This is a genomic window from Pontibacter burrus (genome assembly GCF_010686685.1).
Lineage (GTDB): Bacteria > Bacteroidota > Bacteroidia > Cytophagales > Hymenobacteraceae > Pontibacter > Pontibacter burrus.
In genome coordinates, this window is the sequence record NZ_JAAGWD010000004.1 from 144061 (window position 1) to 169181 (window position 25121).

The 25121-nt window shown below is 43.8% G+C and carries 23 protein-coding genes; 17 read left to right on the plus strand and 6 right to left on the minus strand.

The window, feature by feature from the left end:
• Positions 1–634: 634 nt before the first annotated feature.
• Entirely contained in the window at positions 635–3166 is a 2532-nt protein-coding gene (gene priA / locus GXP69_RS10145) for a replication restart helicase PriA (RefSeq protein WP_163914958.1), read from the minus strand.
• 198 nt (positions 3167–3364) lie between these two features.
• On the opposite strand from priA, the gene GXP69_RS10150 reads away from it, so the two are divergent.
• Positions 3365–3757 carry a hypothetical protein gene (locus GXP69_RS10150; protein WP_163914959.1) on the plus strand — a complete coding sequence of 131 codons (393 nt, stop codon included), beginning with the start codon at positions 3365–3367 and terminating at the stop codon, positions 3755–3757.
• A gap of 12 nt (positions 3758–3769) precedes the next feature.
• Here GXP69_RS10150 and GXP69_RS10155 read toward each other — a convergent pair whose 3' ends face one another.
• From GXP69_RS10155 to rpsF, 5 genes are all read right to left on the minus strand, one after another.
• A complete protein-coding gene (locus GXP69_RS10155; protein WP_163914960.1) occupies positions 3770–5827 on the minus strand; it encodes a thioredoxin domain-containing protein in 2058 nt (685 codons plus the stop codon).
• A gap of 55 nt (positions 5828–5882) precedes the next feature.
• Positions 5883–6866 (minus strand): GSCFA domain-containing protein, encoded by a 984-nt coding sequence (locus GXP69_RS10160; protein WP_163914961.1) that lies wholly within the window; start codon positions 6864–6866, stop codon positions 5883–5885.
• 102 nt (positions 6867–6968) lie between these two features.
• Positions 6969–7412 carry a 50S ribosomal protein L9 gene (rplI, locus tag GXP69_RS10165; protein ID WP_163914962.1) on the minus strand — a complete coding sequence of 148 codons (444 nt, stop codon included), beginning with the start codon at positions 7410–7412 and terminating at the stop codon, positions 6969–6971.
• A 12-nt stretch (positions 7413–7424) separates the two neighbouring features.
• Positions 7425–7676 (minus strand): 30S ribosomal protein S18, encoded by a 252-nt coding sequence (gene rpsR, locus GXP69_RS10170; protein WP_007652662.1) that lies wholly within the window; start codon positions 7674–7676, stop codon positions 7425–7427.
• A complete protein-coding gene (gene rpsF / locus GXP69_RS10175) occupies positions 7676–8041 on the minus strand; it encodes a 30S ribosomal protein S6 (RefSeq protein WP_163915235.1) in 366 nt (121 codons plus the stop codon). The genes rpsR and rpsF overlap by 1 nt, the downstream gene beginning before the upstream one ends.
• Before the next feature lie 543 nt (positions 8042–8584).
• Here rpsF and GXP69_RS10180 point away from each other — a divergent pair.
• From GXP69_RS10180 to GXP69_RS10255, 16 genes are read left to right on the plus strand one after another with little or no spacing between them, the layout of a single operon-like run.
• Complete coding sequence (locus GXP69_RS10180) at positions 8585–9889, plus strand: c-type cytochrome (protein ID WP_163914963.1); 1305 nt, start codon at positions 8585–8587, stop codon at positions 9887–9889.
• A 43-nt stretch (positions 9890–9932) separates the two neighbouring features.
• Positions 9933–12938, plus strand: coding sequence for a TAT-variant-translocated molybdopterin oxidoreductase (locus GXP69_RS10185; protein ID WP_163914964.1), 3006 nt, complete (start codon positions 9933–9935; stop codon positions 12936–12938).
• 19 nt (positions 12939–12957) lie between these two features.
• The gene (gene nrfD / locus GXP69_RS10190) at positions 12958–14394 is read left to right on the plus strand and encodes an NrfD/PsrC family molybdoenzyme membrane anchor subunit (protein ID WP_163914965.1); all 1437 of its coding nucleotides are present in this window, start codon (positions 12958–12960) and stop codon (positions 14392–14394) included.
• Positions 14387–14911: a DUF3341 domain-containing protein gene (locus GXP69_RS10195; RefSeq protein ID WP_163914966.1), complete on the plus strand. Its 525-nt coding sequence runs from the start codon at positions 14387–14389 to the stop codon at positions 14909–14911. The genes nrfD and GXP69_RS10195 overlap by 8 nt, the downstream gene beginning before the upstream one ends.
• Positions 14911–15552 (plus strand): c-type cytochrome, encoded by a 642-nt coding sequence (locus GXP69_RS10200; protein ID WP_163914967.1) that lies wholly within the window; start codon positions 14911–14913, stop codon positions 15550–15552. Before GXP69_RS10195 ends, GXP69_RS10200 begins: the two co-directional genes overlap by 1 nt.
• A gap of 25 nt (positions 15553–15577) precedes the next feature.
• On the plus strand, positions 15578–16837 hold the full coding sequence (locus tag GXP69_RS10205) for a quinol:cytochrome C oxidoreductase (protein WP_163914968.1): 1260 nt from the start codon (positions 15578–15580) through the stop codon (positions 16835–16837).
• Between the two features lie 24 nt (positions 16838–16861).
• On the plus strand, positions 16862–17911 hold the full coding sequence (locus GXP69_RS10210) for a cytochrome c oxidase subunit II (protein ID WP_163914969.1): 1050 nt from the start codon (positions 16862–16864) through the stop codon (positions 17909–17911).
• Between the two features lie 35 nt (positions 17912–17946).
• Positions 17947–19776: a cytochrome c oxidase subunit I gene (locus tag GXP69_RS10215; protein ID WP_163914970.1), complete on the plus strand. Its 1830-nt coding sequence runs from the start codon at positions 17947–17949 to the stop codon at positions 19774–19776.
• 7 nt (positions 19777–19783) lie between these two features.
• On the plus strand, positions 19784–20857 hold the full coding sequence (locus GXP69_RS10220; protein WP_163914971.1) for a COX15/CtaA family protein: 1074 nt from the start codon (positions 19784–19786) through the stop codon (positions 20855–20857).
• 2 nt (positions 20858–20859) lie between these two features.
• Complete coding sequence (gene cyoE, locus GXP69_RS10225; protein ID WP_163914972.1) at positions 20860–21762, plus strand: heme o synthase; 903 nt, start codon at positions 20860–20862, stop codon at positions 21760–21762.
• A gap of 7 nt (positions 21763–21769) precedes the next feature.
• Complete coding sequence (locus tag GXP69_RS10230; RefSeq protein ID WP_163914973.1) at positions 21770–22348, plus strand: cytochrome c oxidase subunit 3; 579 nt, start codon at positions 21770–21772, stop codon at positions 22346–22348.
• A gap of 20 nt (positions 22349–22368) precedes the next feature.
• Positions 22369–23115, plus strand: a complete 747-nt coding sequence (locus tag GXP69_RS10235; protein WP_163914974.1) for a cytochrome c oxidase subunit 3 — start codon at positions 22369–22371, stop codon at positions 23113–23115.
• 57 nt (positions 23116–23172) lie between these two features.
• Positions 23173–23514, plus strand: coding sequence for a cytochrome C oxidase subunit IV family protein (locus GXP69_RS10240; RefSeq protein WP_163914975.1), 342 nt, complete (start codon positions 23173–23175; stop codon positions 23512–23514).
• A gap of 11 nt (positions 23515–23525) precedes the next feature.
• Complete coding sequence (locus tag GXP69_RS10245) at positions 23526–24194, plus strand: SCO family protein (RefSeq protein ID WP_163914976.1); 669 nt, start codon at positions 23526–23528, stop codon at positions 24192–24194.
• Positions 24172–24729, plus strand: coding sequence for a DUF420 domain-containing protein (locus GXP69_RS10250; RefSeq protein ID WP_163914977.1), 558 nt, complete (start codon positions 24172–24174; stop codon positions 24727–24729). Before GXP69_RS10245 ends, GXP69_RS10250 begins: the two co-directional genes overlap by 23 nt.
• A gap of 32 nt (positions 24730–24761) precedes the next feature.
• Entirely contained in the window at positions 24762–25037 is a 276-nt protein-coding gene (locus GXP69_RS10255) for a hypothetical protein (protein WP_235925659.1), read from the plus strand.
• Positions 25038–25121: the final 84 nt, after the last annotated feature.

Here is a 25121-nt window from a genome sequence, read left to right on the forward strand (position 1 = left end):
TAACTATAATAAGCTCTCTGGTGCAAACCGGGGAGTTTTTTTACTATTGTAACTATAGGTTTCAGGTGTTGATCTTGTTTTGCCTGATGTAGTTCGCAGCATTTTTGATTAGAACTATAGTTCAGCTGATTGGTAGTAATGATTGATGTGAGCTATAGTTGTGAAGTGATGCCAGAATTCTGTTTGCAGGCTTGTGGCTAAAATTCCCTATCTTAAAGCCCTAAAACAAACAATAGCAACTATAATAATTATAATGGGGAAGAGTAAAACGTTTAAAATAATACTAGCAGTAGCCTGTTTTTTGGCAGCCGGACTTAATATGTACCGTGTTTACAAAGGCGAGAGCGATACGATAGATATAATATTTGGGGCTTTGTTTTTCTTAGCCGGTATTATGTACATCTACCGCATCCGGAAAGGGATATAAAAGGAAAAACCTGAAAATCTATAAGTTCTTGGTAGAAATTACGATTTTCAGGTTTTCAACTTTTAGCCAAAGGTATCCATGTATACGGGGCTGTATTTCAAGAGTTACAGCCTGCCATAAAAAATCTTCAAAAATTTTCCAGAATTTTCTGAAAAGCCTCTTGCTAGCCCAATTTGGCAGTTTGCATCGCAAAAATATTTTCGAAAACTACATTGGGTCTACATCAGCCACAACTTTTATTCCTTTAAAATCCGGCAGCAGGTATAGTTGCTGAATAGCCTGGGCTATCTGCCCTTTTGCCTGGCGCAGGTTCACGTTTTCACGTGGAAGCTTGATGTGTATCTCGTTCAGGAACAGGTTGCGAATACGGAAGATATACGGAATCTCCGGCCCTAACACCTGTTGCTTGCCCAACCTGTCAGTTAAATCCTTTGCCAGAACTATAGCTGCATTTTCCGAAGTCCGTTCATCGGCATGCTTCACCGTAACACGGATCATACGCACGAACGGCGGGTACGCAAAGCGCATCCGTTCTTCTATCTCATGCGCATACAACGCTTCATAATCCACGCTTTTCACCTTCCGGAAAATTGCCTGCATCGGGTCGCGGGTCTGGATAAAAACGGTACCCGGCTTGCCTTTACGCCCGGCGCGCCCGCTTACCTGCACAAACAACTGAAATGCCCGCTCATGTGCCCGGAAGTCAGGGAAATGGATTATGCTGTCGGCGTTCAGGATGCCTACCAAGCTCACGTTCTCGAAGTCCAGGCCTTTGGTAACCATCTGGGTGCCTACCAGGATGTTGGTTTTGCCGTTCTCAAAATCAGCGATGATCTGCTGGTAACTGTTCTTTTTCTTGGTGGTGTCCAGGTCCATGCGCTGTACTTCCGCTTTTGGCAGCATCAGCTTTAGCTCGTCCTCGATCTTTTCGGTACCAAAGCCCATACTTTTGAGGGTAGTAGCGCCGCAGGCAGGACAATCAGAAGGCATGCGCTCATGGTAGCCGCAATAATGGCAACGCAGCTCACTGCTGAATTTATGGTAAGACAAACTTACAGCGCAATTACGGCACTTTGGAATCCAGGAGCATTCGTCGCAGGCAATAAAAGGCGCATAGCCGCGGCGGTTCTGGAACAGGATCACCTGCTCGTGGCGGTGCAGTCGTTCTTCAATAGCTGTCAGCAGTTTACCCGAAAAGTGGCTGTGCATGTTTTTGCGGTGCTGCTCTTCGCGGGTGTTGATGAGTTCTACATCCGGCAACTGCGCTTCGCCAAAACGTTTGGTCATGCTAACCAGTCCCCAGCGGCCGGTCTGGCAGTTATAGTATGTTTCGATGGCGGGCGTGGCAGAGCCCAACAGTGTTTTGGCTCCTTGCAGGTGCGCCATCATCAGGGCTGTTTCGCGGGCATTGTAGCGCGGAGCCGGGTCGTATTGCTTGTAACTCGCTTCATGTTCCTCGTCCACTATAATCAGCGACAAGTTATGGAACGGTAAGAAAACCGCTGAACGTACGCCCACCACCACCTGGAACCTGCCCGAAAGCACGCCTTGCCACACTTCGGCACGCTCGTTATCCGAGAATTTGGAATGGTATACACCCAGTTTTTCGCCGAACACCTTCATCAGGCGCGTTACGATCTGAGCCGTTAGGGCAATTTCGGGTAGTAAGTATAGCACCTGCCCACCGCCTTCCAGCGCGTGTTTTATCAGGTCGATGTAAACTTCGGTTTTGCCACTACCCGTAACGCCATGCAGCAGCACCGTGTCTTTCTCCTTAAATAAGCCCAGAATTTCGTCTTTGGCCTGCAGCTGATGTTCTGATAGCGTCATCGGCAGCAAACGCGGTGAGTCATCTACCGGGAAACGGGAAACAATTTGGTCGAACTGCTCCAGCACGCCTTTCTTTATCAGCGAATCCAGCGACGACTTTGACAGGTGCGGGTTGTTGCTGAGTACCGATTTCTCGAGGCCTTTATAGTTTAAATGCACATCCTGGTGCACTGGTACCTGTTGCAGGTAGTTCAGTAGAATGTCGAGCTGTTTCGGTTTAGGCGTAAGCTGCTCGAAAAGCTCCTCCAGCATGCCTTCTTCCTGCACAAAATGCTCGCTCAGTCGCACTTTCTTCACCACTTTCGGCGAAAACTTGTCGCTTACCTGCTCAAATATGATGATCGCCTCTTTCTGGATCAGTGATTTAATGTACTTATGGTAGCTTTTTACCTGCAGCACATTCCCGACATCAGTAAAAGTCAGCTGCTGATTCTGCTGTAGCGCATAAATTATCTTGATTTCCTGGGTACTGAGCGGAATATCGTCTTCTTCGGGGTTGAACTGCGGGTGCAATTGTATGCGCGATTCGCTGCTCAGCTTTAAGGCTGATGGCAAAGCGGCATTAATCACTTCACCAAGTGTGCACATGTAGTAATCCGCAATCCATTTAAATAGCTTCAGCTGAGGCGCTGTAACTATAGGTGTATCGTCCAGCACATCCAGAATGTATTTTGCCTGGTAATCTGCTGGTGCCTGTTCGTGTATGTCGGCAACAATACAGCTTAAAACCCGCTTCGAACCAAACTGCACAATTACCCGCGCACCTACCAACACCTCGTCGTTCATCTCAAACGGAATGCGGTAAGTATACAGCTTTGGCAGCGGCAAGGGAAGTATCACGTCGGCAAAAAGCGTAACGCGCTCCACGGCCGGCTCAGGGGGGTAATTAAAGTTCAGTAGCTCAGACAAGGGCGAAGTCAATACATTGTGTACTATACAAATGTCGGAAAAAAAGGAGCGAATTGCTAAGGGCCTGTTATAGATTTGGAATGGCTGTGAAGGATACCGGCAACTATAGTTTTGTGAGCTGCATTTTGAGATACAACTATAAAGCGCCACATTTACTTCTGCAAAACTATAGTTTGGTAATTAACTAACTGTATGCTAATGAAATATCCTGTTATAGTTACTGCGGCCCGGTTGCTGTTAGGAGCGATCTTCGCATTTGCCGGTTTCAATGGTTTTCTGCTGTTGTTAGGCGTGGAGCCTATTGGCCCAACATCACTGGACGTGCCGTTTATGCAGGTGCTCGTATCCACACTTTATGTTTTTATTCCGTTAAAGGCGGCTGAGCTTACAGCAGGTATTTTGTTGCTGGTGAACAGGTTTGTTCCGTTGGCGTTGCTCATGCTGGTACCCATCAGCATCAATATCTTACTGTTTCATGTATTTGATGACCAAAGCCTGTTGCTGAACGGCATAGTTGTGCTGGTGCTACTGGCTGTGCTGTTGTACCACTACAGAGCAAGCTATCAGCAGCTTCTGGTTTATAGAGTCTGAACTATAGACGCCTTACAAGGCAGGAAATTTGCTTTCCTGCTGCCAGCCCTGTAGTTGTTTCAGCGCCTCAGCTGGGGTTGTTACAGGCAACTGACAGGTCTTGTTATAACATACATAAATGGTGGTTTTGCCATCTAAGGGCACTTTGTCTGAAAGCAGCGGCAAGGTGCTCTTATGATCGCTACCCATCAAAATCATGTTAGGTAAATAGAAAGTGCTGAGCTCTTCCCGAAATTCTGGTACTTTTTTGCCAACTATAGATACTTCTGCAGTAGGCGTGAGCAGGTTATAGTATAAAATTGCCCAGTTGCTGAGGTGAGACGGCTCTTTTACAAGCAAAGGTTTTACAGCCTGAAGCATGGCAGCAGCTTTCTGCTGGTACCTTTCATCATCAAAGTACAAACCCAGCAGGTGCAGGTTAATCGCCATTACAGAATTTGATGCCGGAATCACGTTGTCCAGCAGTACTTTTTTGCGCGCGATCAGTTTCTCTGCGTTTTTGTCGGTAAAGTAAAACAGCGGCTCATTCGGGTCATCGAAATGAGTTAGCACATAATTCGTGAAACGCCTTGCATGCAGCAGCCAGGTTTCGTTAAAGGTAACTTCGTAAAGCCTGATCAGTGCGGAGATCAGGAGTGCATAATCTTCCAGAAAACCGTCTATAGTTGCTTTTCCGTTTTTGTAAGTGTGGCATAGTTTATCGCCTTCACGCAGTTCTTCAAAAATAAACACAGCATTTTTAAGGGCGAGATCCAGGAAGTGCTGTTCGTTAAACACATAAAATGCATCGGCTAGAGCTTTTAGCATCAGTGCATTCCAGGAGCAGAGTATTTTATCGTCCAGTGCAGGTCGCACCCGTTTTGCCCGTATCTTCATTAGCGTTTTCTTCCAGGCCGCTACCATAGCTTGCAATACCTCCGGCTCTAGCACGTTTTCCTGGGCAAACATTTCGTCGCTCATCTGGCGATGCAGAATATTTCGGCCATGCTCAAAGTTGCCGGAAGCAGTTATGCTATAGTACTTCGAAAAAAGCGGTTCCTCATCTCTCAGTACACGGTGCAATTCATCCCTGGTGTAGGTATAAAATTTGCCCTCTACGCCTTCGCTATCGGCGTCTAAAGAAGAATAGAAGCCAAATTCCTCACTCATGAGTTCGCGCTCCACAAATTTTATAGTTTCGTATACTACCTCCTTGTAAAGCGGATCTTTGGTTACCTGGTATGCTTCGGAGTAAAGTGTTATGAGTTGCGCGTTATCGTATAGCATCTTTTCGAAATGGGGCACCAGCCATTTTGCATCTACTGAATAACGTGAAAAGCCGCCCCCAACCTGGTCATAAATCCCGCCATAAGCCATTTGCCGGAGCGTGAGTTTTACCTGTGCCAATGCCGTTTCGTCCTGGCCATGATTATAGTAGCGCAGTAGAAACAGGTAAATAGAGGGCATCAGAAACTTTGGAGCCGGCGACAACCCTCCGTGTTCTCTGTCGAAGCGCTTGCCGAGTTGTTTGTACAGCTGTTTCAGCTCTTCTTCGTTCAGCGATTCAGACCCTTTAGGAATGCTATATTTTTCAAGCTCGCTTATCTTCAAATGTTCGGCAAATTGCTCTGCCGTGCTATCCAGCTCCTGCTTGTTGTTCTGGTAAGCAAGGCAGATGTTTTGTAGCAGCTGCTCCCACTGTTTAGGTGAAAAATAGGTGCCACCGTAGAAAGGCTTCGCATCCAAATTCAGGAACACGTTCAGCGGCCACCCGCCCTGCAAACCCATAGCCTGCACGGCATCCATATAAATGGCATCCACATCCGGGCGTTCTTCGCGATCAACTTTAATGCACACAAAGTGCTGGTTCATCAGCTCGGCTATCTTTACGTTCTCAAAACTCTGGCGCTCCATTACGTGGCACCAGTGGCAGGCAGCATAACCGATACTGACTAAAATAGGTTTTTCCTGGTTTTTAGCAAGTTGAAGCGCTTCATCGCCCCAAGGATACCAATTTACAGGGTTGTAGGCGTGTTGCAGCAGATACGGGCTGCTCTCATTTATAAGCTTGTTGGGTTTCCTGTCTGCCATAGTTAGGTGCTATAGTTACACTTATTTCTACGTTGTACGGGCAGGCAGGTATAGTTTAGTTACCTATCAGTTGGGCCTTCAGTATTTTAATTTCTGTTTCAGCAGCTACTTTATAGGTTTCTGAGAGTTGCTCCAGTTGTTTAATAGTATTTTGGAGAAAGGTTTGGTGTGCCTCGGCTTGCGGATGAAATGGCCTGTGAGCTATGGCGCGCTGCACTTTATCCCATTCCGGAATAAACTGCTGGTAAGTAGGGTGGAGGTAAGTAGCGACAAACTTTTGCCAGATGTAATCTTCAGCAACCTGGGTAGGATGCAGCATATCTGAACTATAGAAGCGGTAGTCGCGCAGATCATCCAGCATAATTTCATAAGCCGGAAAATAAAACACACCTGGCAGTTGCTCGCTTAAATAATGAGAAGCCACCCTGAGAAGCGATTTACTCACGCTGTTTACCTGCAGCGTTTCCTTTACATGACGTACCGGACTCACTGTAATGATAAACTGTAGTTCCGGGTTTGTTTTATGCAGAGACTTTATAGCCAGGGCCATGTTATCAGTTATGTCAGCTATAGTTAGCAGTTCCCGGAAAAACTGGCGGGCTGGCAGTTTGTGGCAGTTGGCAACTATAGTTCCGGAGTCGGCCAGCTTATACGATACAGCAGTACCCAGTGTAATAATAACAAGTTTAGCTTTCTGTAAATGATTACGTGTTTGCCCGATCCGGTCTTCAATCAGCTGTACCAGTTCATCCTTGTTTGCCGACGACAAAGAAGAGTGTAGGTCATAACTATACCAAATGCCGTCACGCTGTACCAGGCTATCTGTAATGTTAAAGTTTTCTCCTGCTACTGCCTGTAGTAGTTTACTTACGGATATAGGGTTAAAAATAGTGCCGAAGGGATTTACCAGCACAACGGCCTTATACTGCTGTAGTTTAGCGCCGATCACTTCTGCAAAACAGGAACCTATAGTTACTACCTTTTCCGGCAGATTCAGGCGCAGGTTGGTTTCCGGCATCGTTACTTCGGTTCGGAACATAAATTATAGTTGAGATACCCGTAAAGCTACTAAGTTATAGTATAAACATAAAAAAAGGGCTTCGGATTGCTCCAAAGCCCTTTTTGATAATCTACCTTCAGATTACTCTGCTACCACGTTAAATTTAACAGTGTGCTTCACTTCTTTGTGCAGGTTAAGCGAAGCTGTGTACTCGCCGGCAGTTTTCACATCCTGATCGAATGAGATACGCTTGCGATCGACATCAAAGCCTTTTGCTTTCAGTGCTTCAGAAAGCTGGTTAGTTGTAACTGAACCGAAGATCTTACCAGTTTCACCTACTTTAGCAGGGATTTCCAATGTCAGATCACCAATGTTGTCTGCCAGTGACTGAGCATCAGCCTGAATTTTTTCAGCTTTGTGCGCAGCCTGACGAATGTTCTCAGCAACAACTTTTTTGCTTGACTTGTCAGCAAGAACAGCAAGACCCTGAGGGATCAGGTAGTTCAGGCCGTAACCTGATCTTACTGTTACGATATCGTTCTTATAGCCTAAGCCCTTAACGTCATCTTTAAGTATTACTTCCATCTCTATCCCTCCTTATTTTAAAGAATCTGTTACATAAGGTAAAATAGCCAGGTGACGTGCTCTTGCAACTGCCTGAGATACTTTACGCTGGAACTTAAGGCTTGTACCTGTCAATCTTCTTGGAAGGATTTTGCCTTGCTCGTTTACAAACTTCAGCAGGAAGTTGCCATCTTTATAGTCGATGTACTTAATGCCGCTTTTCTTGAATCGGCAGTATTTCTGACGATTCTCTTGCTTGTGTACTCTTTCGTTAACTAAGCTCATTATCCTTTAACCTCCTCTTTTTTAGCTTGTTTGAACTCGCCATTTCTTCTTCGCTCGTTATAAGCAACTGCGTGCTTATCCAGTGCAGTAGTCAAGAAGCGAACAACTTTCTCATCACGACGGTAAGCCAGTTCTAACTGGTCTACAATTGTGCCTGGAGCTTTAAACTCGATGAGATGATAGAAACCAGTTGATTTCTTCTGGATTGGGTAAGCAAGCTTACGCAGGCCCCAGTTCTCTTCGTGGATAATGTCGGCGCTATTTTCCTTAAGCACCTGTCTGAACTTCTCGACCGTTTCTTGCATCTGCGTCTCATTTAAAAGAGGCGTCAGGATGAAGACCGTTTCGTAATTTTTTAATTCCATTCTGTTGTAGAATTTTTTGATTTTAGCCCGCAAATATACGGGTAAGTATTTTGAAAAGCAAAGCATTACCTTAATAAAAATGCTGAGAAAATGTGCAGTCAGGTGGGCTATAGTTAGCGACTGACCGGCAACTATAGGACACATCTAAAAACAACACTATATTATAAAGCCTGATGTTGTTTGAAAGAGAATCTGAAAATAGAATAAAAAGGCAAAAAAAGTTGCATTATAAACTTAACCGGGACTTCTATAGTATACAAAAGGTTGATTGTACTTTATTTATGAATTTCTGGTAAAAATTAAGAGGGTAAATTGTACTGGATATACGGTGTTATTTGTAATGATTCTAAATAAAAAGCCTTAAAAATTAATTTTAAGTAAGATTTTGCACGATAAGCGGCTAAGAACGATTGGTCTGCAGCGATGGTTCCAAAAATAAAAAGTATGTGTTTGAATAATGGAATTCGAGTAGTAGATTTGTGGCCGAAAAGTAAATTCACCATTATACTAAACTCACAAGTGATGATGGCTATGATTAGCTGTATGCTTAAAACTACACACAAGATTTTCTTAGCCTTCTTGCTAGTACTGACTGTAACCTTCGGGGTGCAGGCTCAGGAGAGCGAGCAGGCGGAAGTAGCTGCAAAAGGAGTAGAGCCAGGTTCTACTGAAGGTGCTGAAACAGGTTCTGCGGATCCTGCCGTTATTGATGCAGGAGCTGCCCTATTTAAAAATAACTGTGCGGTTTGCCACTCTGCAGGCAGCGACGTTATTGTTGGACCAGGTCTGAAAGGTATAACAGGCAAGAGAAGCGAAGGCTGGTTGATCAAGTGGATCAAAAACTCTCAGGCCCTGATTCAGTCTGGCGATGCAGATGCGATTGCTATTTATAATGAGTATAACAAGCAGGCCATGCCATCATTTGCATCTCTTTCTGATGATGATGTGAAAGCTATTCTTGCTTATGTTGATGCACAGGCTAATGTTGCAGCAGCAGCTCCAACAACAGTAGCAGGCCCTGAAGGTGCGGCTCCTGGAGCTAATGTAGGAACTGATGCAATAGGCGCAATTGGTGGTTACCTTGATATTGTGCTTGTAGTGCTGATCATTGTGCTGATCGTACTGGTGGTAACACTGTTGCTGATCACGTCACTGTTAAAGAACTACCTGAACAAGAACCGTCAACTTGACGAAGCTGATAACGAGATCGTTAACCAGCGTTTCGACTTCTCCAAGATCTATAAGTCTAAAGCCGTACGTACTCTTGTGCTGCTGATCTTTGTAGTGGTACTTGTTGACCTTGGTCTTGATAAGATGATGGGTATTGGTATCCAGCAGGGTTATGCGCCGAAGCAGCCAATTGCTTTCTCGCACAAACTGCACGCCGGTGAGCATCAGATTGACTGTAGCTATTGCCACACTACTGTTTACGAAAGCAAGAGTGCCAGCATTCCTTCCGCTAACATCTGTATGAACTGCCATAGCCAGATCAAAAAAGAGTCTCCTGAGATTCAGAAGATTTACAGAGCTATTGAGCGCAATAAGCCAATTGAGTGGGTACGTATCCACAACCTGCCGGATCTGTCTTACTTCAACCACTCGCAGCACACCCAGGTTGGTGGCGTAGAGTGCCAGACCTGCCACGGTCCAATCCAGGAGATGGATGTAGTGTATCAGTACTCACCGCTTACAATGGGCTGGTGTATCGACTGTCACCGCGAAACTCCGCTTAACACAGAAGGCAACGCATATTATGACAACCTGGTGAAACTGCACGAGCAGTCATCTAAAGGTGCATTCACAGTTGCTTCTAACGGTGGTACAGAGTGCTCTAAGTGCCACTACTAAGCAGTTAATTATTATCTGAATATTCGAGTTTTCTAAATATATTATGCAAGACAGAATAAAATACTGGAAAGGAATTGAGGAGTTAGAGAATACTCCGGAGTTCGCAAAGCATGCTCATAATGAGTTTCCAGAATTCCTGCCGGTTGGTGAAGCCAGTGGAGAGGAGCCTTCTGAAGGTGGTAAGACACGCCGCAGAGATTTTCTGAAGCTCCTTGGCTTTAGTGTTGCTGCTGTATCGCTTGCTTCGTGCGAGGCACCGGTACGTAAAGCTATCCCTTATCTTAACAAGCCTGTTGATGTGGAACCAGGTGTAGCTAACTGGTATGCCACTACTTATTACCTGAACGGTGACTACAACAGCATACTTGTTAAAACCCGTGAAGCACGTCCTATTAAAATTGAGCCAAACCCTACTTCGGCACTTACGCCGCTAGGTACAAGCTCAAGAGCACAGGCGTCAGTGCTTAGCGTGTATGACAACAACAGACTTCGTACTCCTTTATTAAAAGGTAAAGAAGCAACCTGGGAGCAGGTTGATAAAGAAATCGCTTCCCGTTTAGGTTCTGTAAGTGGTAAAGTTGCTATAGTTTCATCTACAGTAATTTCCCCTTCTACAAAGCAGCTGATCAACGAGTTTGGTTCACGTTTCGGTAATTTCGAACACGTTGTTTACGATGCCAACTCATCTTCAGCCCTGCTTTCAGCTAACAATGGTGTAGTTCCTGGATATGATTTCAGCCAGGCTAATATTATTGTTAGTGTTAATGCAGATTTCTTAGGTACCTGGTTAGCGCCGGTTATCTTCGCAAAACAATACATCCAGAACAGAAAGCTTTCTGCTGAGAAGAAAGACATGTCGCGCCACTATCAGTTCGAGACTATCATGTCGCTTACTGGTGCTAACGCCGATATTCGTGTTCCGATCAAGCCTTCTGATGAATTTGCAGTTGTTTCAGCGCTGCACAGTGCTATAGTTGGTGGAGGTTCTGCTGCAAACGTAGCTGGCATCGACGCTAAATCACTGGCTAATGCAGTAAGAGATCTAAAAGCAAACTCTGGTAAGGCCCTTGTTGTATCGGGTTCGAACGATCCTTCTGTTCAGGCAATGGTTGCTGCTATTAACAATGCACTTGGTGCAAATGGTACAACTATAGACACAGCATCTCCATACTTTGTTAAGCAGGGTAATGATGCTCAGATGATCCGCCTGATCAACGAGATGAATAACGGTTCTGTTGGAGCGGTATTCTTCTACAATGCTAACCCAGCTTACGATCATCCACTTGCTGATAAAGTAGCGGAAGGACTGAAGAAAGTAGGCCTGAAAGTAACATTTGCTGAGCGTCTCGATGAAACAGCAGCACTTGCTGACATTGTTGCTCCGGATCATAACTTCCTGGAGTCATGGAACGACTTCGAGCCTAAGAAAGGCTATCTGAGCTTAGCACAGCCGGTTCTTTCTCCAATCTTCACTACCCGCCAGATGCAGGACAGCCTGCTTACCTGGAGTGGCAATTCTAATAGCTACTATGAGTACCTGCGCAATAACTGGAGAAAAGTTATTACAGGCGACTTTAATCAGGGCTGGGAGAAGGCTGTACATGATGGTGTACTGCAGAATGGCAGCAGCATGCTTGCTACTTCAAATACATTTACAGCAGCAACTATAGGTTCTGCTGGTATTACAAAACCTGCTGCAAGTGGTGCCATTGAGGCGGTACTATATGAAAAAGTAGCTATTGGTAACGGTGCTGAGGCAAACAACCCATGGCTGCAGGAAATGGCAGATCCTATCTCTAAGGCAACTTGGGGTAACTATGTGGCGATGCCAAGAAGCATGGCTGAGTCTGATGCATTCAAGATAACTCAGGGTGATGTAGTGAAAGTAACTTTCGCTAATGGTAAAGCTATTGAGTTACCAGTACTGATCCAGCCAGGCCAGGCACAGGGCACAGTAAGTATTGCAATGGGTTACGGACGCGAGCTGGATTCTATGCCGGTTGCGAAAGGAGTGGGCGCGAATGCTTACCCTATTGCTACAGTAGTTAATAATGCGATCAGCTACAGCAGCCCTGTAAAAATTGAAAAAACTGGTGCTACTTCTGAAATTGCTCAGATGCAGACACACCACACGATCATGGATCGTCTGGTTGTTCAGGAGAACACACTGGCTAACTATATCAAAAATCCAAAAGAGGTAACAGAATATATCCGAATTGCTACGCATGACGGACCTGTAAAACCTTCTACTATCTCTCTTTGGGATGATTACGAGTACAAGAACCACCACTGGGGTATGGTTATCGACCTTAACTCTTGTATTGGTTGTGGTGCTTGTACCATTAGCTGCCAGGCAGAGAACAATATTCCGGTTGTAGGTAAAGCTGAGGTTCTGATGCGTCGTGAGATGCACTGGATGCGTATCGACAGATACTATAGCGCAGTGGAGCATGAGCCGAAAGACTATGCAACGATGGAAGATCCTGCAGAAAACCCTTCTGTTATTTTCCAACCAATGCTATGCCAGCACTGTAACCACGCACCATGCGAGACAGTTTGCCCGGTTGCAGCTACTATGCACAGCTCAGAAGGTATCAACCAGATGGCTTATAACCGTTGCGTAGGTACTCGTTACTGCGCTAACAACTGCCCTTATAAAGTTCGTCGTTTCAACTGGTTCGCTTACGCTAACAACGATAAGTTTGACTACAACATGAACAACGACCTGGGTAAGTTTGTGCTTAACCCGGATGTAACAGTTCGTGGCCGTGGTGTAATGGAGAAATGCTCCTTCTGCGTACAGCGAGTACAGCTTGGTAAGTTAGAAGCGAAGCGTGAGAACAGAAGACCGAAAGATGGTGAAATTGTAACAGCTTGTGCGCAGTCTTGCCCAACTGAAGCGATTATCTTCGGTGACATGAAAGATCCGGAAAGCCGTATCTCGAAAACACTGGCACGCGAGCAGGGTGAACGTGCTTTCCACGTACTGGAAGAGCTAAACGTACAGCCGAACATTACTTACCTGACTAAAATTAGAAACTTAGCTTAAAAATAAATTCGAGAGAGTTATGCAGCATGTATCTCCGATAAGAGAGCCTCTTGTAACAGGGGGGAAAACATACCACGACATCACTGAAGATGTCTGCAGACAAGTAGAAGCGAAGCCTAACGTGCGTTGGGCTGCCGCTTTTGCGGTATCCCTGGTAGGCCTCGCTATATTTTTCTACTCAGTTTACCGCACTTTATGGTACGGTATAGGCGAGTGGGGACTTAACAAAACTGTAGGTTGGGCTTGGGATATCACCAACTTCGTGTGGTGGGTAGGTATTGGTCACGCCGGTACACTTATTTCAGCTATCCTACTATTATTCCGTCAGAAGTGGAGAACTTCAATTAACCGTGCAGCAGAAGCGATGACTATCTTCGCTGTAATTTGCGCGGCAATGTTCCCGGTTCTGCACATGGGCCGTCCGTGGTTAGCATACTGGGTACTTCCATTGCCAAACACATTTGGTTCGCTATGGGTTAACTTTAACTCGCCGCTTCTTTGGGACGTATTCGCTATTTCAACGTACTTCTCTGTATCATTAGTATTCTGGTACATCGGTCTGATTCCAGACTTCGCTACAATACGTGACAGAGCAACTGGTCCGATAGCAAAAAGAGCTTATGCACTGTTATCAATGGGCTGGACAGGTTCTGCAAAGGCTTGGTCTCGTTATGAAACCGTTTCCCTGATCCTTGCTGGTCTTGCAACTCCACTGGTACTTTCTGTACACACGATCGTATCTTTCGACTTTGCAACTTCAGTTATTCCAGGCTGGCACACGACTATCTTCCCTCCATACTTCGTGGCTGGTGCGATCTTCTCAGGTTTCGCAATGGTACTTACGCTAATGATCATCACGCGTAAGGTGTTCAAACTAGAAGACTATATCACACTTGAGCACGTGGAGTCAATGAATAAGGTAATTATTCTGACTGGATCTATAGTTGGTATAGCTTATACAACTGAATTCTTTATTGCCTGGTACTCAGGTGTAGAATACGAACAATATGCATTCATTAACCGTGCCTTCGGACCTTACTGGTGGGCATACTGGTCAATGATGACATGTAACGTAATTACTCCACAGTTATTCTGGATCAGAAAGATCAGAAGAAGCTTAACCGCTACTTTCATTATCTCTATCTTCGTAAACATTGGTATGTGGTTCGAGCGTTTCGTAATTATCGTTACGTCGCTTCACAGAGACTACCTGCCATCTTCATGGGCCATGTTCTCTCCAACAATCATTGACATCGGAGTTTATGTTGGTACAATTGGCTTGTTCTTTACCCTGTTTCTGTTATTCGCGAAATTCTTCCCGGTAGTGAACATGGCAGAGGTGAAGCACATTCTGAAATCTTCTTCAGAAGTGAAACACCACCACTCTTCGCATGCAAAATCAATGCATGGTACTTCATCTGAGTCTAACACTAATACACATCATAGCAATGAATAAGAAGTTTGTTTTAGGTATCTACGATGATGAAGATGTGCTTTTAGAAGCCATCGAAAATGTACGGGCTGCCGGCACGAAGATATATGACGTATTTACGCCATTCCCTGTGCATGGTATGGATGATGTGTTAGGCATTAAGCGTTCCAGATTACCAATCGTTGCATTTTTCTGCGGATTGTTCGGAACAAGCTTTGCGCTTTGGATGCAGATCTGGATGCTGGGTTTTGACTGGCCTATGATCATAGGTGGTAAACCACATATTGCAATTCCATCATTTATTCCGGTAACTTTTGAGCTTACAGTATTATGTGCTGCTTTTGGTATGGTAATTACCTTCTTCATTGTGCAGCGACTGAAGCCATCACTAAAAGTTAATGTATTTGATAAGCGCTCTACAGACGATAAGTTTGTAATGGCAATTGAAGTTAACGAGGGTGTTACAGATGTAAATGCTCTTAATAACCTGCTTCGCTCAAATGGCGCCATTGAAGTTAACGAGAAGGAGGTAATCAAGTAATGAAAAATTTCATGAATATTGGCTTAAAAGCCTCTGCTGTACTTTTCTCTTCTGCGGTGCTTTTTGCCTGCAGCAACGAGCAAGACCCAGGTCTGGAGTATGCACCAGACATGTATCACTCAGTTCCGCTTGACCCTTATTCTCAAATAAAAGATAATAAGTACAATCCAGGTGGTTTGAACATGCGCCAGCCTGCTCCGGGTACGGTTGCACGTGGTAAGCAAGGGTATAACTTATACCTTTCTGAAGACAATGCTGAAGCTGCAGGTGTTGAACTGAAAAACCCACTTGAAAGAACAAGCGCCAATCTGGGTGAGGGTAAAGTACTTTATACACGCTATTGCTCACCATGCCATGGCGAACAAGGCGATGGACAAGGATTGGTTGGCCAGAAATTTAAAGGTATTCCAGCTTACAATGCTGGTAGGGTAGCAGAACTTCCAGCTGGTCATATTTACCATGTTATTACAAACGGACGTGGACGTATGATGCCACATGGCTCACAGGTTGATCCTACAGAGCGCTGGAAAATTGTAATGTATGTGCAGCAGCTACAGAAAGGTGAGACAAGCACCACTGTTCAGGATGAAGCTGCGGGAGATACAACTGGTACAGCACAAACAGCAACTCCTAATAACTAAGACGAAGCATTAATTATTAAGAATAATGACAGAAGAAAGACTCATTATACCACGAAAGACTAATAATAAGTTTTTCATGATGATAGCTATAGGTGTTGTACTGGTTATTGCAGGCATCATTTTTATGGCTACAGGTGGTGGAGCGGATCATGGAGCAGGACATGGCGATGCGGCAGCAGTGGCTCACGAGCCGGCAAGCTGGTTTAAGCGCCTGTTAGTAAACCTATGGTTGAATAATGTTTATTTTACCGGTATTGCATTACTGGGTGTATTCTTTGTGGCAGTGCAGTATGTAGCCTATGCTGGCTGGTCAGTACTGATCAAAAGAATTCCTGAAGCTATGGGTTATTTCCTGCCGATAGGTGGCGCCCTGATGCTTGTGCTTTTCCTTGTTGGTGGCCACGACATCTTCCACTGGACGCACGATTATCTTTATGATATAAACGACGAACGTTACGATCCAATTATCTCTGGTAAGGCAAGTTACCTGAACTTTGGGTTCTTCCTGATCAGGATGATCATATTCTTTGTGGTATGGATACTGTTCTTTAACTGGCTTAGAAGAAACTCTATCAACGAAGATTTAAATGGTGGCACAAGCTACTATCACAAGAGCATCAGAATTTCAGCTATGTTCCTTGTTTTCTTCGGTGTATCTTCTTCAATGGCTGCCTGGGACTGGGTACTATCAATTGATACGCACTGGTACTCCACTATGTTTGGCTGGTACGTATTTGCTAGTTGGTTCGTAGCTGCGCTTGCTGCAATCACGCTGACAGTTATTTTCCTGAAGCAGAACGGATACCTGAAAATGGTAAATGCTAACCACCTGCACGACCTTGGCAAATTTGTATTCGCTTTCTCTATTTTCTGGACTTATATCTGGTTCTCACAGTTCGTACTGATCTGGTACGCAAACATTCCTGAAGAATCACTATACTTCCTGGCACGCCTAGATAGCACTTACAAATGGGTATTCTTTGTAAACCTACTGGTAAACTTTGTGTTCCCATTCCTTGTTCTGATGACAAGAGATGCAAAACGCCAGATGATCATGCTGAAGATAGTAACTATAGCTATTCTACTTGGCCACTGGCTAGACTTCTATCTAATGATGATGCCAGGTACAATGCGTGGAGATGCCGGGATCGGATTTATTGAGATTGGAACAACACTTATATTCTTGGGAGTGTTCTTGTTAACATTTACAAAAGGACTTGCAAAAGCGTCTCTTGTACCGGTTAACCACCCATTCCTGGAAGAAAGTATACACCATCACGTTTAAAGATATTACTAAAGACAAAATATAATGATTACGATCGCTATTGGTATATCCATACTTCTGCTTTTAGTAGTTCTTTTCCAACTTTTCAGGATAGGAACGCTGGCATCTATCTTCAGAGGTTCATCTCAGAAAGCAGTAGGTACCACTAAAACAAGTAACAAAGTAAACAGTACCTTATTACTGTTGTTCCTTCTGATAGGCGGTGCCGCATTTGCCTGGTCATTTGTATCTGCCTGGGATGATATGAACCAGCCGCTTGCTTCTGTTCACGGTGAGTGGACAGATGACCTGTTCTGGACAACTATGATTGTGATAGGTATTGTATTTGTTATTACACAGATACTATTGTTCTGGTACTCTTACAAATACCAGCATGAAGATAATAAGCGCGCTTATTATTACCCACACAACAACAAGCTTGAAATTGTTTGGACAATGATTCCTGCTGTTGTAATGGCCTTGCTTGTATTTGCTGGCTGGCAGACATGGACTAAAATTACTAGTGCTGCTCCTGCTGATGCAGTTGTAGTAGAAGTAATGGGTAAGCAATTTAACTGGATGGTTAGATACCCTGGCCCGGATGGGAAACTAGGAGTAACTAAAACTTCTCTGATTGATGCGACAAATGAGTTTGGTATTGATTTCTCAGATCCAAACTCTCATGATGATATCGTAAACCCACTGGAGATACATGTACCAAAAGGTCGCCCTGTTTTATTTAAGATCCGTTCCCGTGATGTGATCCACAGCGTGTTCCTGCCACATTTCCGTCAGAAGATGGATGCTGTGCCTGGTATGCCAACAAAATTCTGGTTCGTACCTACAAAAACTACGTATGAAATGCAGAGTGAGACTGGCAATCCAGAATTTAAATATGAATTAGCTTGTACCGAAATCTGCGGTCGTGGTCACTTTGCTATGCGTTATGTAGTAGTGGTTGACGAGCCGGAAGATTATGAGGCGTGGTTGGAGAAGCAACAGGCTTTTGCAACTCAGAATCCTGATTATGTAGCAAAGTTCCAAGCAGCTGCTCAGCAGCCGGTAACTGAGAATGCAGCTGTTGCAGCAGAGTAGAGTAAAAGAATTATAGCATTTTAAATACTAAGAAAATGTCTAGTACAGATATCGCTATTCATCAAACGGATATGCATCATGGCCATGATGAGCATGAGCATCATCACGAACAAAATTTTATTGAGAAGTACATTTTTAGCCAGGATCACAAAGTAATTGCCAAACAGTATCTGTTTGCAGGTATTATCTGGGCTTTTATTGGCGGCTTCTTATCTATCCTGTTCCGACTACAGTTAGGATGGCCAGAGGCAACCTTCACTTTTCTGGAGCCAATTCTTGGTAAGTGGGTGCTAAATGGTAAACTGGATCCGGAATTTTACCTTGCGTTAGTTACAATGCACGGTACGATCATGGTATTCTTCGTACTGACTGCAGGTCTATCTGGTACATTCAGTAACTTCCTAATTCCTTTACAAATTGGTGCCAGGGATATGGCATCTGGTTTCATGAACATGCTTTCATTCTGGATTTTCTTCATTGCCAGCGTGCTCATGTTTATTTCCCTGTTCATTGAGACAGGCCCTGCGGCTGGTGGCTGGACAGTTTATCCCCCTTTGAGTGCTTTACCACAAGCAATTCAGGGCTCTGCTGCAGGTATGACGCTTTGGCTGATCAGTATGGCATTGTTTATTGTGTCACAGCTACTTGGTGGTGTTAACTATATCACGACAGTAATCAACCTGAGAACAAGAGGTATGTCTATGACGAAACTTCCTCTTACAATCTGGTCATTTACATTAACTGCTGTACTGGGGCTGCTTGCTTTCCCGGTTCTGTTATCAGCTGCGCTTCTATTAATATTCGACCGTAGCTTTGGTACAAGCTTCTTCCTTTCAGATATCTATATAGCTGGAGAAGCTCTTTCAAACACAGGGGGTAGCGCTATCCTGTTCCAGCACTTATTCTGGTTCCTGGGTCACCCTGAGGTTTACATCGTTATTCTTCCAGCCTTCGGTCTTGTATCTGAAGTTATCGCTACGAACGCACGTAAGCCTATATTCGGTTACAGAGCGATGATTGGCTCTATGTTAGGTATCGCAGTACTATCCTTCGTAGTTTGGGCTCACCACATGTTCGTAACAGGTATGAACCCGTTCCTAGGTTCGGTGTTTATGTTCCTGACGCTTATTATTGCGGTACCATCAGCGGTAAAAGTGTTTAACTGGATCGCTACACTATGGAGAGGTAACATCCGATTCACAGTAGCTATGCTGTTTGCCATTGGTTTCGTGTCGTTGTTTATCTCTGGTGGTCTTACTGGTATCATCCTTGGTAACTCTGCACTGGATATTCAGCTGCACGACACATACTTTGTAGTAGCACACTTTCACCTTGTAATGGGTGCTGCAGCTTTCTTCGGTATGTTCTGCGGTGTTTACCACTGGTTCCCTAAAATGTTTGGCCGTATGATGGATGAGAAACTTGGTTTCGTTCATTTCTGGTTAACATTTATCGCGGTTTACCTGGTGTTTATGCCAATGCACTATGTTGGTATCGCCGGTTTCCCAAGAAGATACTATAACTGGACCGGTTTCGAAGCTTTCAACATCTTCACTGATCTTAACACTTTCATCAGTATTGCTGCTATACTTGGTTTCCTTGCACAGTTCATATTCCTGTTCAACTTCATCTATAGCATCTTTAAAGGTCGCAGAGCAACAGAAAATCCATGGCACTCAAACACACTGGAGTGGACTACACCAATTAATCCAGGTCATGGTAACTGGCCAGGTGAGATTCCAGCGGTTTACAGATGGCCTTACGATTATAGCAAACCAGGTGCTGAAGAAGACTTTATCCCTCAGCATATTCCATTCTCCCAGACGCAGTCATCTAACCTGCCACAGGAGCGTGTTTTAGAATAGTATTATCATGGTTAACAAATCTTCTAAAATTTTAAAATTTAGAAGAATAGGGGTAATTACAGTTCTTGCTGTTTACTTTCTAATCTTAGTTGGAGGAATCGTAAGAAGTACGGGTTCAGGAATGGGATGTCCTGACTGGCCTAAGTGCTTCGGAAGTTGGGTTCCTCCAACTAACGTTAACCAATTACCTGAAGACTATCTGGAGGTTTATAAAGAGCAGCGTATTGTCAAGAACCAGCGATTGGCAGGGTATCTTGAGAAAGCTGGCTTTGACAAAGTTGCTGCGTATATTTTCTCGCATCCAAGTCAGTATACCGAAACTGAGTTTAATGCCACAAAGACCTGGATCGAGTATCTGAACAGGTTGGTAGGTGCTGCAATCGGTATCCTGATCTTTTTGACAGTCTTGTATGCTGTTCCATTTCTTAAATCAGATCCACCTGTTTTTTACTTAGCATTAATAAGCTTCATACTTGTTGGTATAGAGGGTTGGTTAGGCTCCATTGTTGTTTCAACAAACCTGTTGCCAATCACTATTACCATTCATATGGCGCTTGCGCTTATATTAGTCGCATTGTTGCAATTTACAGTAGTCAGGGTAGCAGAACGCGACAGCCCGGCGACTTTGCCAGTAAGCAACAAACTGAAATGGATCATCTGGATCGTATTGGTAGCAACATTTGGTCAGATTATTCTGGGTACACAGATCAGAGAGGAAATTGATCTTATAGCATTCACACTTGGAGATGCGCAAAGAGATAAATGGATTGAGAATCTTGGAACTGATTTTTATATACATCGCTCTTTTTCGATAGCACTTGCAGCGATGCATATTTACATGGCTTATTTATTATATAAGCTGAAAGATGTTAGAATCAGACGCTGGACGAACATAATGCTGGCAATATTGGTTGCTGAAATAGCTTTTGGAATAATTCTGAGCTATTTTGCAATGCCTCCGGTAATGCAGCCGTTGCACCTGTTGTTTGCAACGTTGTTGTTTGGAGCGCAGTTTATGATTTTAATTATTTATCATTACGCCACTAAACAGGCGTATAAAAAGACGGTAGCAATAGTATAGTGATGTTGATAGAAGAGAAGAAAGCGCTACTGCCACAAGAAGGAATTGGTACAAAAGCTTCGGCTTATTTTAAGCTGCTGAAGTTCAGGTTAAGCTTTACCGTTTCTTTTTCGAGCGCGATAGGTTTTATTCTGGGCAGACCAGTTGCATCTTATTGGGAGATTGCGCTGGTGTTTTTAGGTGGCATGCTGGTAACAGGTTCTGCTAATATCATCAACCAGATATTAGAGAAAGAGCATGACAAGCATATGAAGCGTACCGCGAAGCGCCCATTACCTACCGGCAGCTTAAGTGTATCTGAAGCTATTGTTTTCTGTGTTATTACTGGCCTTGCAGGGGCACTTTTACTCGGTTATACATTTAATGTATTAGCGGCAGCTTTATCAATTGTATCGCTTATCCTTTATGGGTTTGTGTATACACCTTTAAAGCGCATCAGCCCGATCTGTGTTTTTGTCGGTGCTATACCTGGTGCAATGCCCCCACTGATTGGCTGGGTTGCCGCTACTGGTACATTAGGGGTAGAAGCCTGGATATTATTCGGTATACAATTTATCTGGCAGTTTCCGCACTTCTGGGCTATTGCCTGGGTATTGGACGATGATTATAAGAAAGCAGGATTTAAGATGCTGCCAATGGAAGGTGGAAAGAATCTGAAAACTGCTATCCAGATCATGATTTATACATTACTGCTAATACCGCTGAGTTTACTGCCGCTTCAATTCGGTATGACTGGTAAAACATCTGCCCTGATTGCAGTTGTTTGCGGTGTACTGTTTTTAGCTCAGACCTTTTACCTGATGCGCACATGCTCTAAAAAAGCAGCAATGAACATCATGTTCGGATCATTTTTATATTTGCCGATCGTACAGATCGCTTTTGTTTTAGACAAAGTTAACCTATAGTTTAACCATGGTTACTAATTTAGATAATAATACTACGGGTGGTGTACATCCACTTAAATTTTCCCTTTGGCTGATCATTATCAGTATTGTGATGATGTTCGGCGCTTTTACCAGTGCTTATATTGTAAGACGCGAAGAAGGTAACTGGCTGGAGTTTGACTTACCCCCAATTTTTATTCTTACAACGGTAATGATTGTACTTAGCAGTATTACAATGCAACTGGCTTATAACGCTGCCAAGAAAGATAACCTGGGAATGATCAAACTGATGCTTTCCTTTACTTTTATATTTGGTGTTATTTTTCTTTATGGGCAAGTGAATGCCTGGGGAAATCTGGTATCGAATAATATATACTTTGGTGGCATGGATAGCAACCCATCAGGTTCATTCCTGTATGTATTAACAGGGGTGCATGGATTTCACCTTATCACCGGATTAATTTATTTAGCTATCGTATTGATAGCGAGCTTTAAATATAAAGTGCATTCTAAAAATATGGTGCGAATTCAGTTATGTACAACGTACTGGCACTTTTTAGGTGGACTTTGGCTATATTTGTACTTCTTTTTATTGCTAAATCACTAAACACGTTTTATACATAAACTATGTCTACTTCAACTACGCTGGAAGCACCTAATACAGGTACATGGGATGGTGGCAACGAACCATTGAAAGCGAGCTATGGAAAACTCATGATGTGGTTTTTCCTACTGTCGGATGCATTTACATTTGGCGCTTTCCTGATTACGTATGGTGTTGCACGTCACGCTCACATGCCTTTTACAGGTAAAGCTGCAGATTTCACTTTCTCAACCGAGTGGTGGCCGATTCCTGAAAAAGTATTTAATGCCTTCCCGGGCCTTCATGGCATGGACCTGCCTCTGGCATTCGTGGCATTAATGACAATGATTCTTATCTTGAGTTCTGTAACAATGGTACTTGCCGTTGAAGCCGGACACAGAATGGATAAGAATGATGTGCAGAAGTGGTTACTTTGGACAATATTCTTTGGTGCAACCTTCTTAGGCTGCCAGGCTTGGGAGTGGACCCACTTTATTATGGGTACAGACGAAGGAATGCTGCTTGCTGATGGTACAACTTACCATGGGGCAAACATGACCTTTAACCAGTATGGTCCACCGTTGTTTGCTAACCTGTTCTTCTTTATCACAGGTTTCCACGGCTTCCACGTATTTATAGGCTGGACGCTACTGGTGATTGCATTTATTAGTACGGTAAATGGTGTTTACCACAAACGCGGTCACTATGAGATGGTGGAGAAAATTGGCCTTTACTGGCACTTTGTAGACCTTGTATGGGTATTCGTTTTCACATTCTTCTACCTGATCTAAAAGAACAAAGTATAAACTAATTACCTGAAGCAAAAACAGGTATAAACGTTATAAAATATGGCAACGCATCACGAGCACGATATTAACACAACCGGCGAAATTCCAAAGCCACAAACAAAGGCGATCTGGAAAACCTTCTTTATCCTGGTAGTATTAACTGCGATAGAGTTCCTTTTTGCCTTTACTATGGAGGCCGGTACCCTGCGTAACGCGATCTTTATTATACTTACAATCTTCAAGGCCTTCTACATTGTAGCGGAGTTCATGCACTTAAAGCACGAAACAAAATCGCTTATATGGTCTATTGTATTGCCGTTAGCCCTTGTTATCTGGCTGATGGTAGCACTGATAGCGGAAGGTAGCTACTACTACGAGTCAATTACGAATTACTTTAAATAAGACTTCTGTTAATGAGTAAGCTAAAGGCACTAATACTAGGCTTCCTAATATTAGTGCCTCTTTTCGTTTTTATATTTATCTATACTTTTGGCGAGCATCACTTTACGCTTAAGTCTTACTTCCCGGTAGTTGATGAAAGTGGACAAGTTGTAACGGAGGCTAACGGGGATACGCTGTTCAGGAAAGTACCTGCTTTTGAGTTCACAGATCAGCAAGGTGCCGTTTTCAGACAGGACGCGCTCAAGGATAAATTATATGTTGTAAACTTCTTCTTTACCAGTTGTCCGGGACTTTGCAGGAAGATGAGCACACAGTTAGTTCGGGTGCACGAAGTTTATCAAAACAATCCGACGGTTGAGTTGCTTTCTATTTCGGTTAAGCCTGAGGAGGACACACCGGAAGTATTAAATGCCTACGCACAAAGCTATAAAGCCGACACATCGCAGTGGCACTTCCTGACAGGCAACAAAGAAAAAATCTATAGTCTGGCACAGCAGGGCTTTGATCTGGGAACTATAGAAACCGGTGGAGCAGATGGGATATTACATTCTGAGAAACTTATGCTGGTAGATAGAAACCATGTTGTACGTGGAATCTATGATGGAACAGATGTGAAAGACGTGGACAGGTTAATTTTAGAAATCAGAGTATTATTAGATGAATACAGTAAGGCAAAATAAGGTAACAGAAGCAGGAGATAGGAAAGCACTTGTTCTGATCGCAATACTTTCTATCGCTATACCGGTTGTTGTTGCCGCATTATTTTATTTTGACAGCGCTACAGCAAACACAGCTGTTGATGTATCTTTCCAGCCACCGCTTCACGCTATTCTAAACTCGCTTACAGCCATTGCGCTTATAGTTGGGTATATCAATGTGAAAAAGGGGAATGTAAAAGCGCACCGTGCCGCTATGCTTACCGCTTTCAGCTTATCGGCTGTTTTTCTGGTATCATATGTTACTTACCATTTCCTGGGTGAGCGTACAATTTATGGTGGCGATGGCGTACTGAAGTATATTTACTATTTTGTGCTGCTAACACATATTGTATTGGCTGTAGTTATAGTTCCGCTGGTACTTTTATCAGTGTACTTTGGGATTACCAACCAACTGGTACGGCATCGTCGCATTTCTCGATGGACATTCCCGATCTGGTTATATGTAGCCATATCTGGTGTGCTGGTTTACCTGCTCATCTCACCTTATTACACTTAATTTTCGTAAAACTATAAGCTTACTATAGAATCATGAAAAAGTTGATGCTAAAAAATATATTACCTGTTGTGCTGCTTTTAATGCTAACTATAGGTTTTACTAACCCTGCTTTCAGCCAGTGCGCTATGTGCCGTGCTTCTGTTGAATCTAACGTAGGAACAGGCGGATCGGAGGGAAGCAATAGTGTTGGTTCGGGCCTGAATATGGGCATTCTGTACCTGATGGTAATACCTTATGTACTGATTGGTACCGTAGGCTTTTTGTGGTACAGAAGCAATAAGAAAAAGAAAGAAGCAACTATAGAATAACTGCCTTAAACTATAGAGCAGGAGTATTTTAGGTTTATATACCCCGTTCAGGAGTGGCTGGTAATACAGGCTTCTGAATGGGGT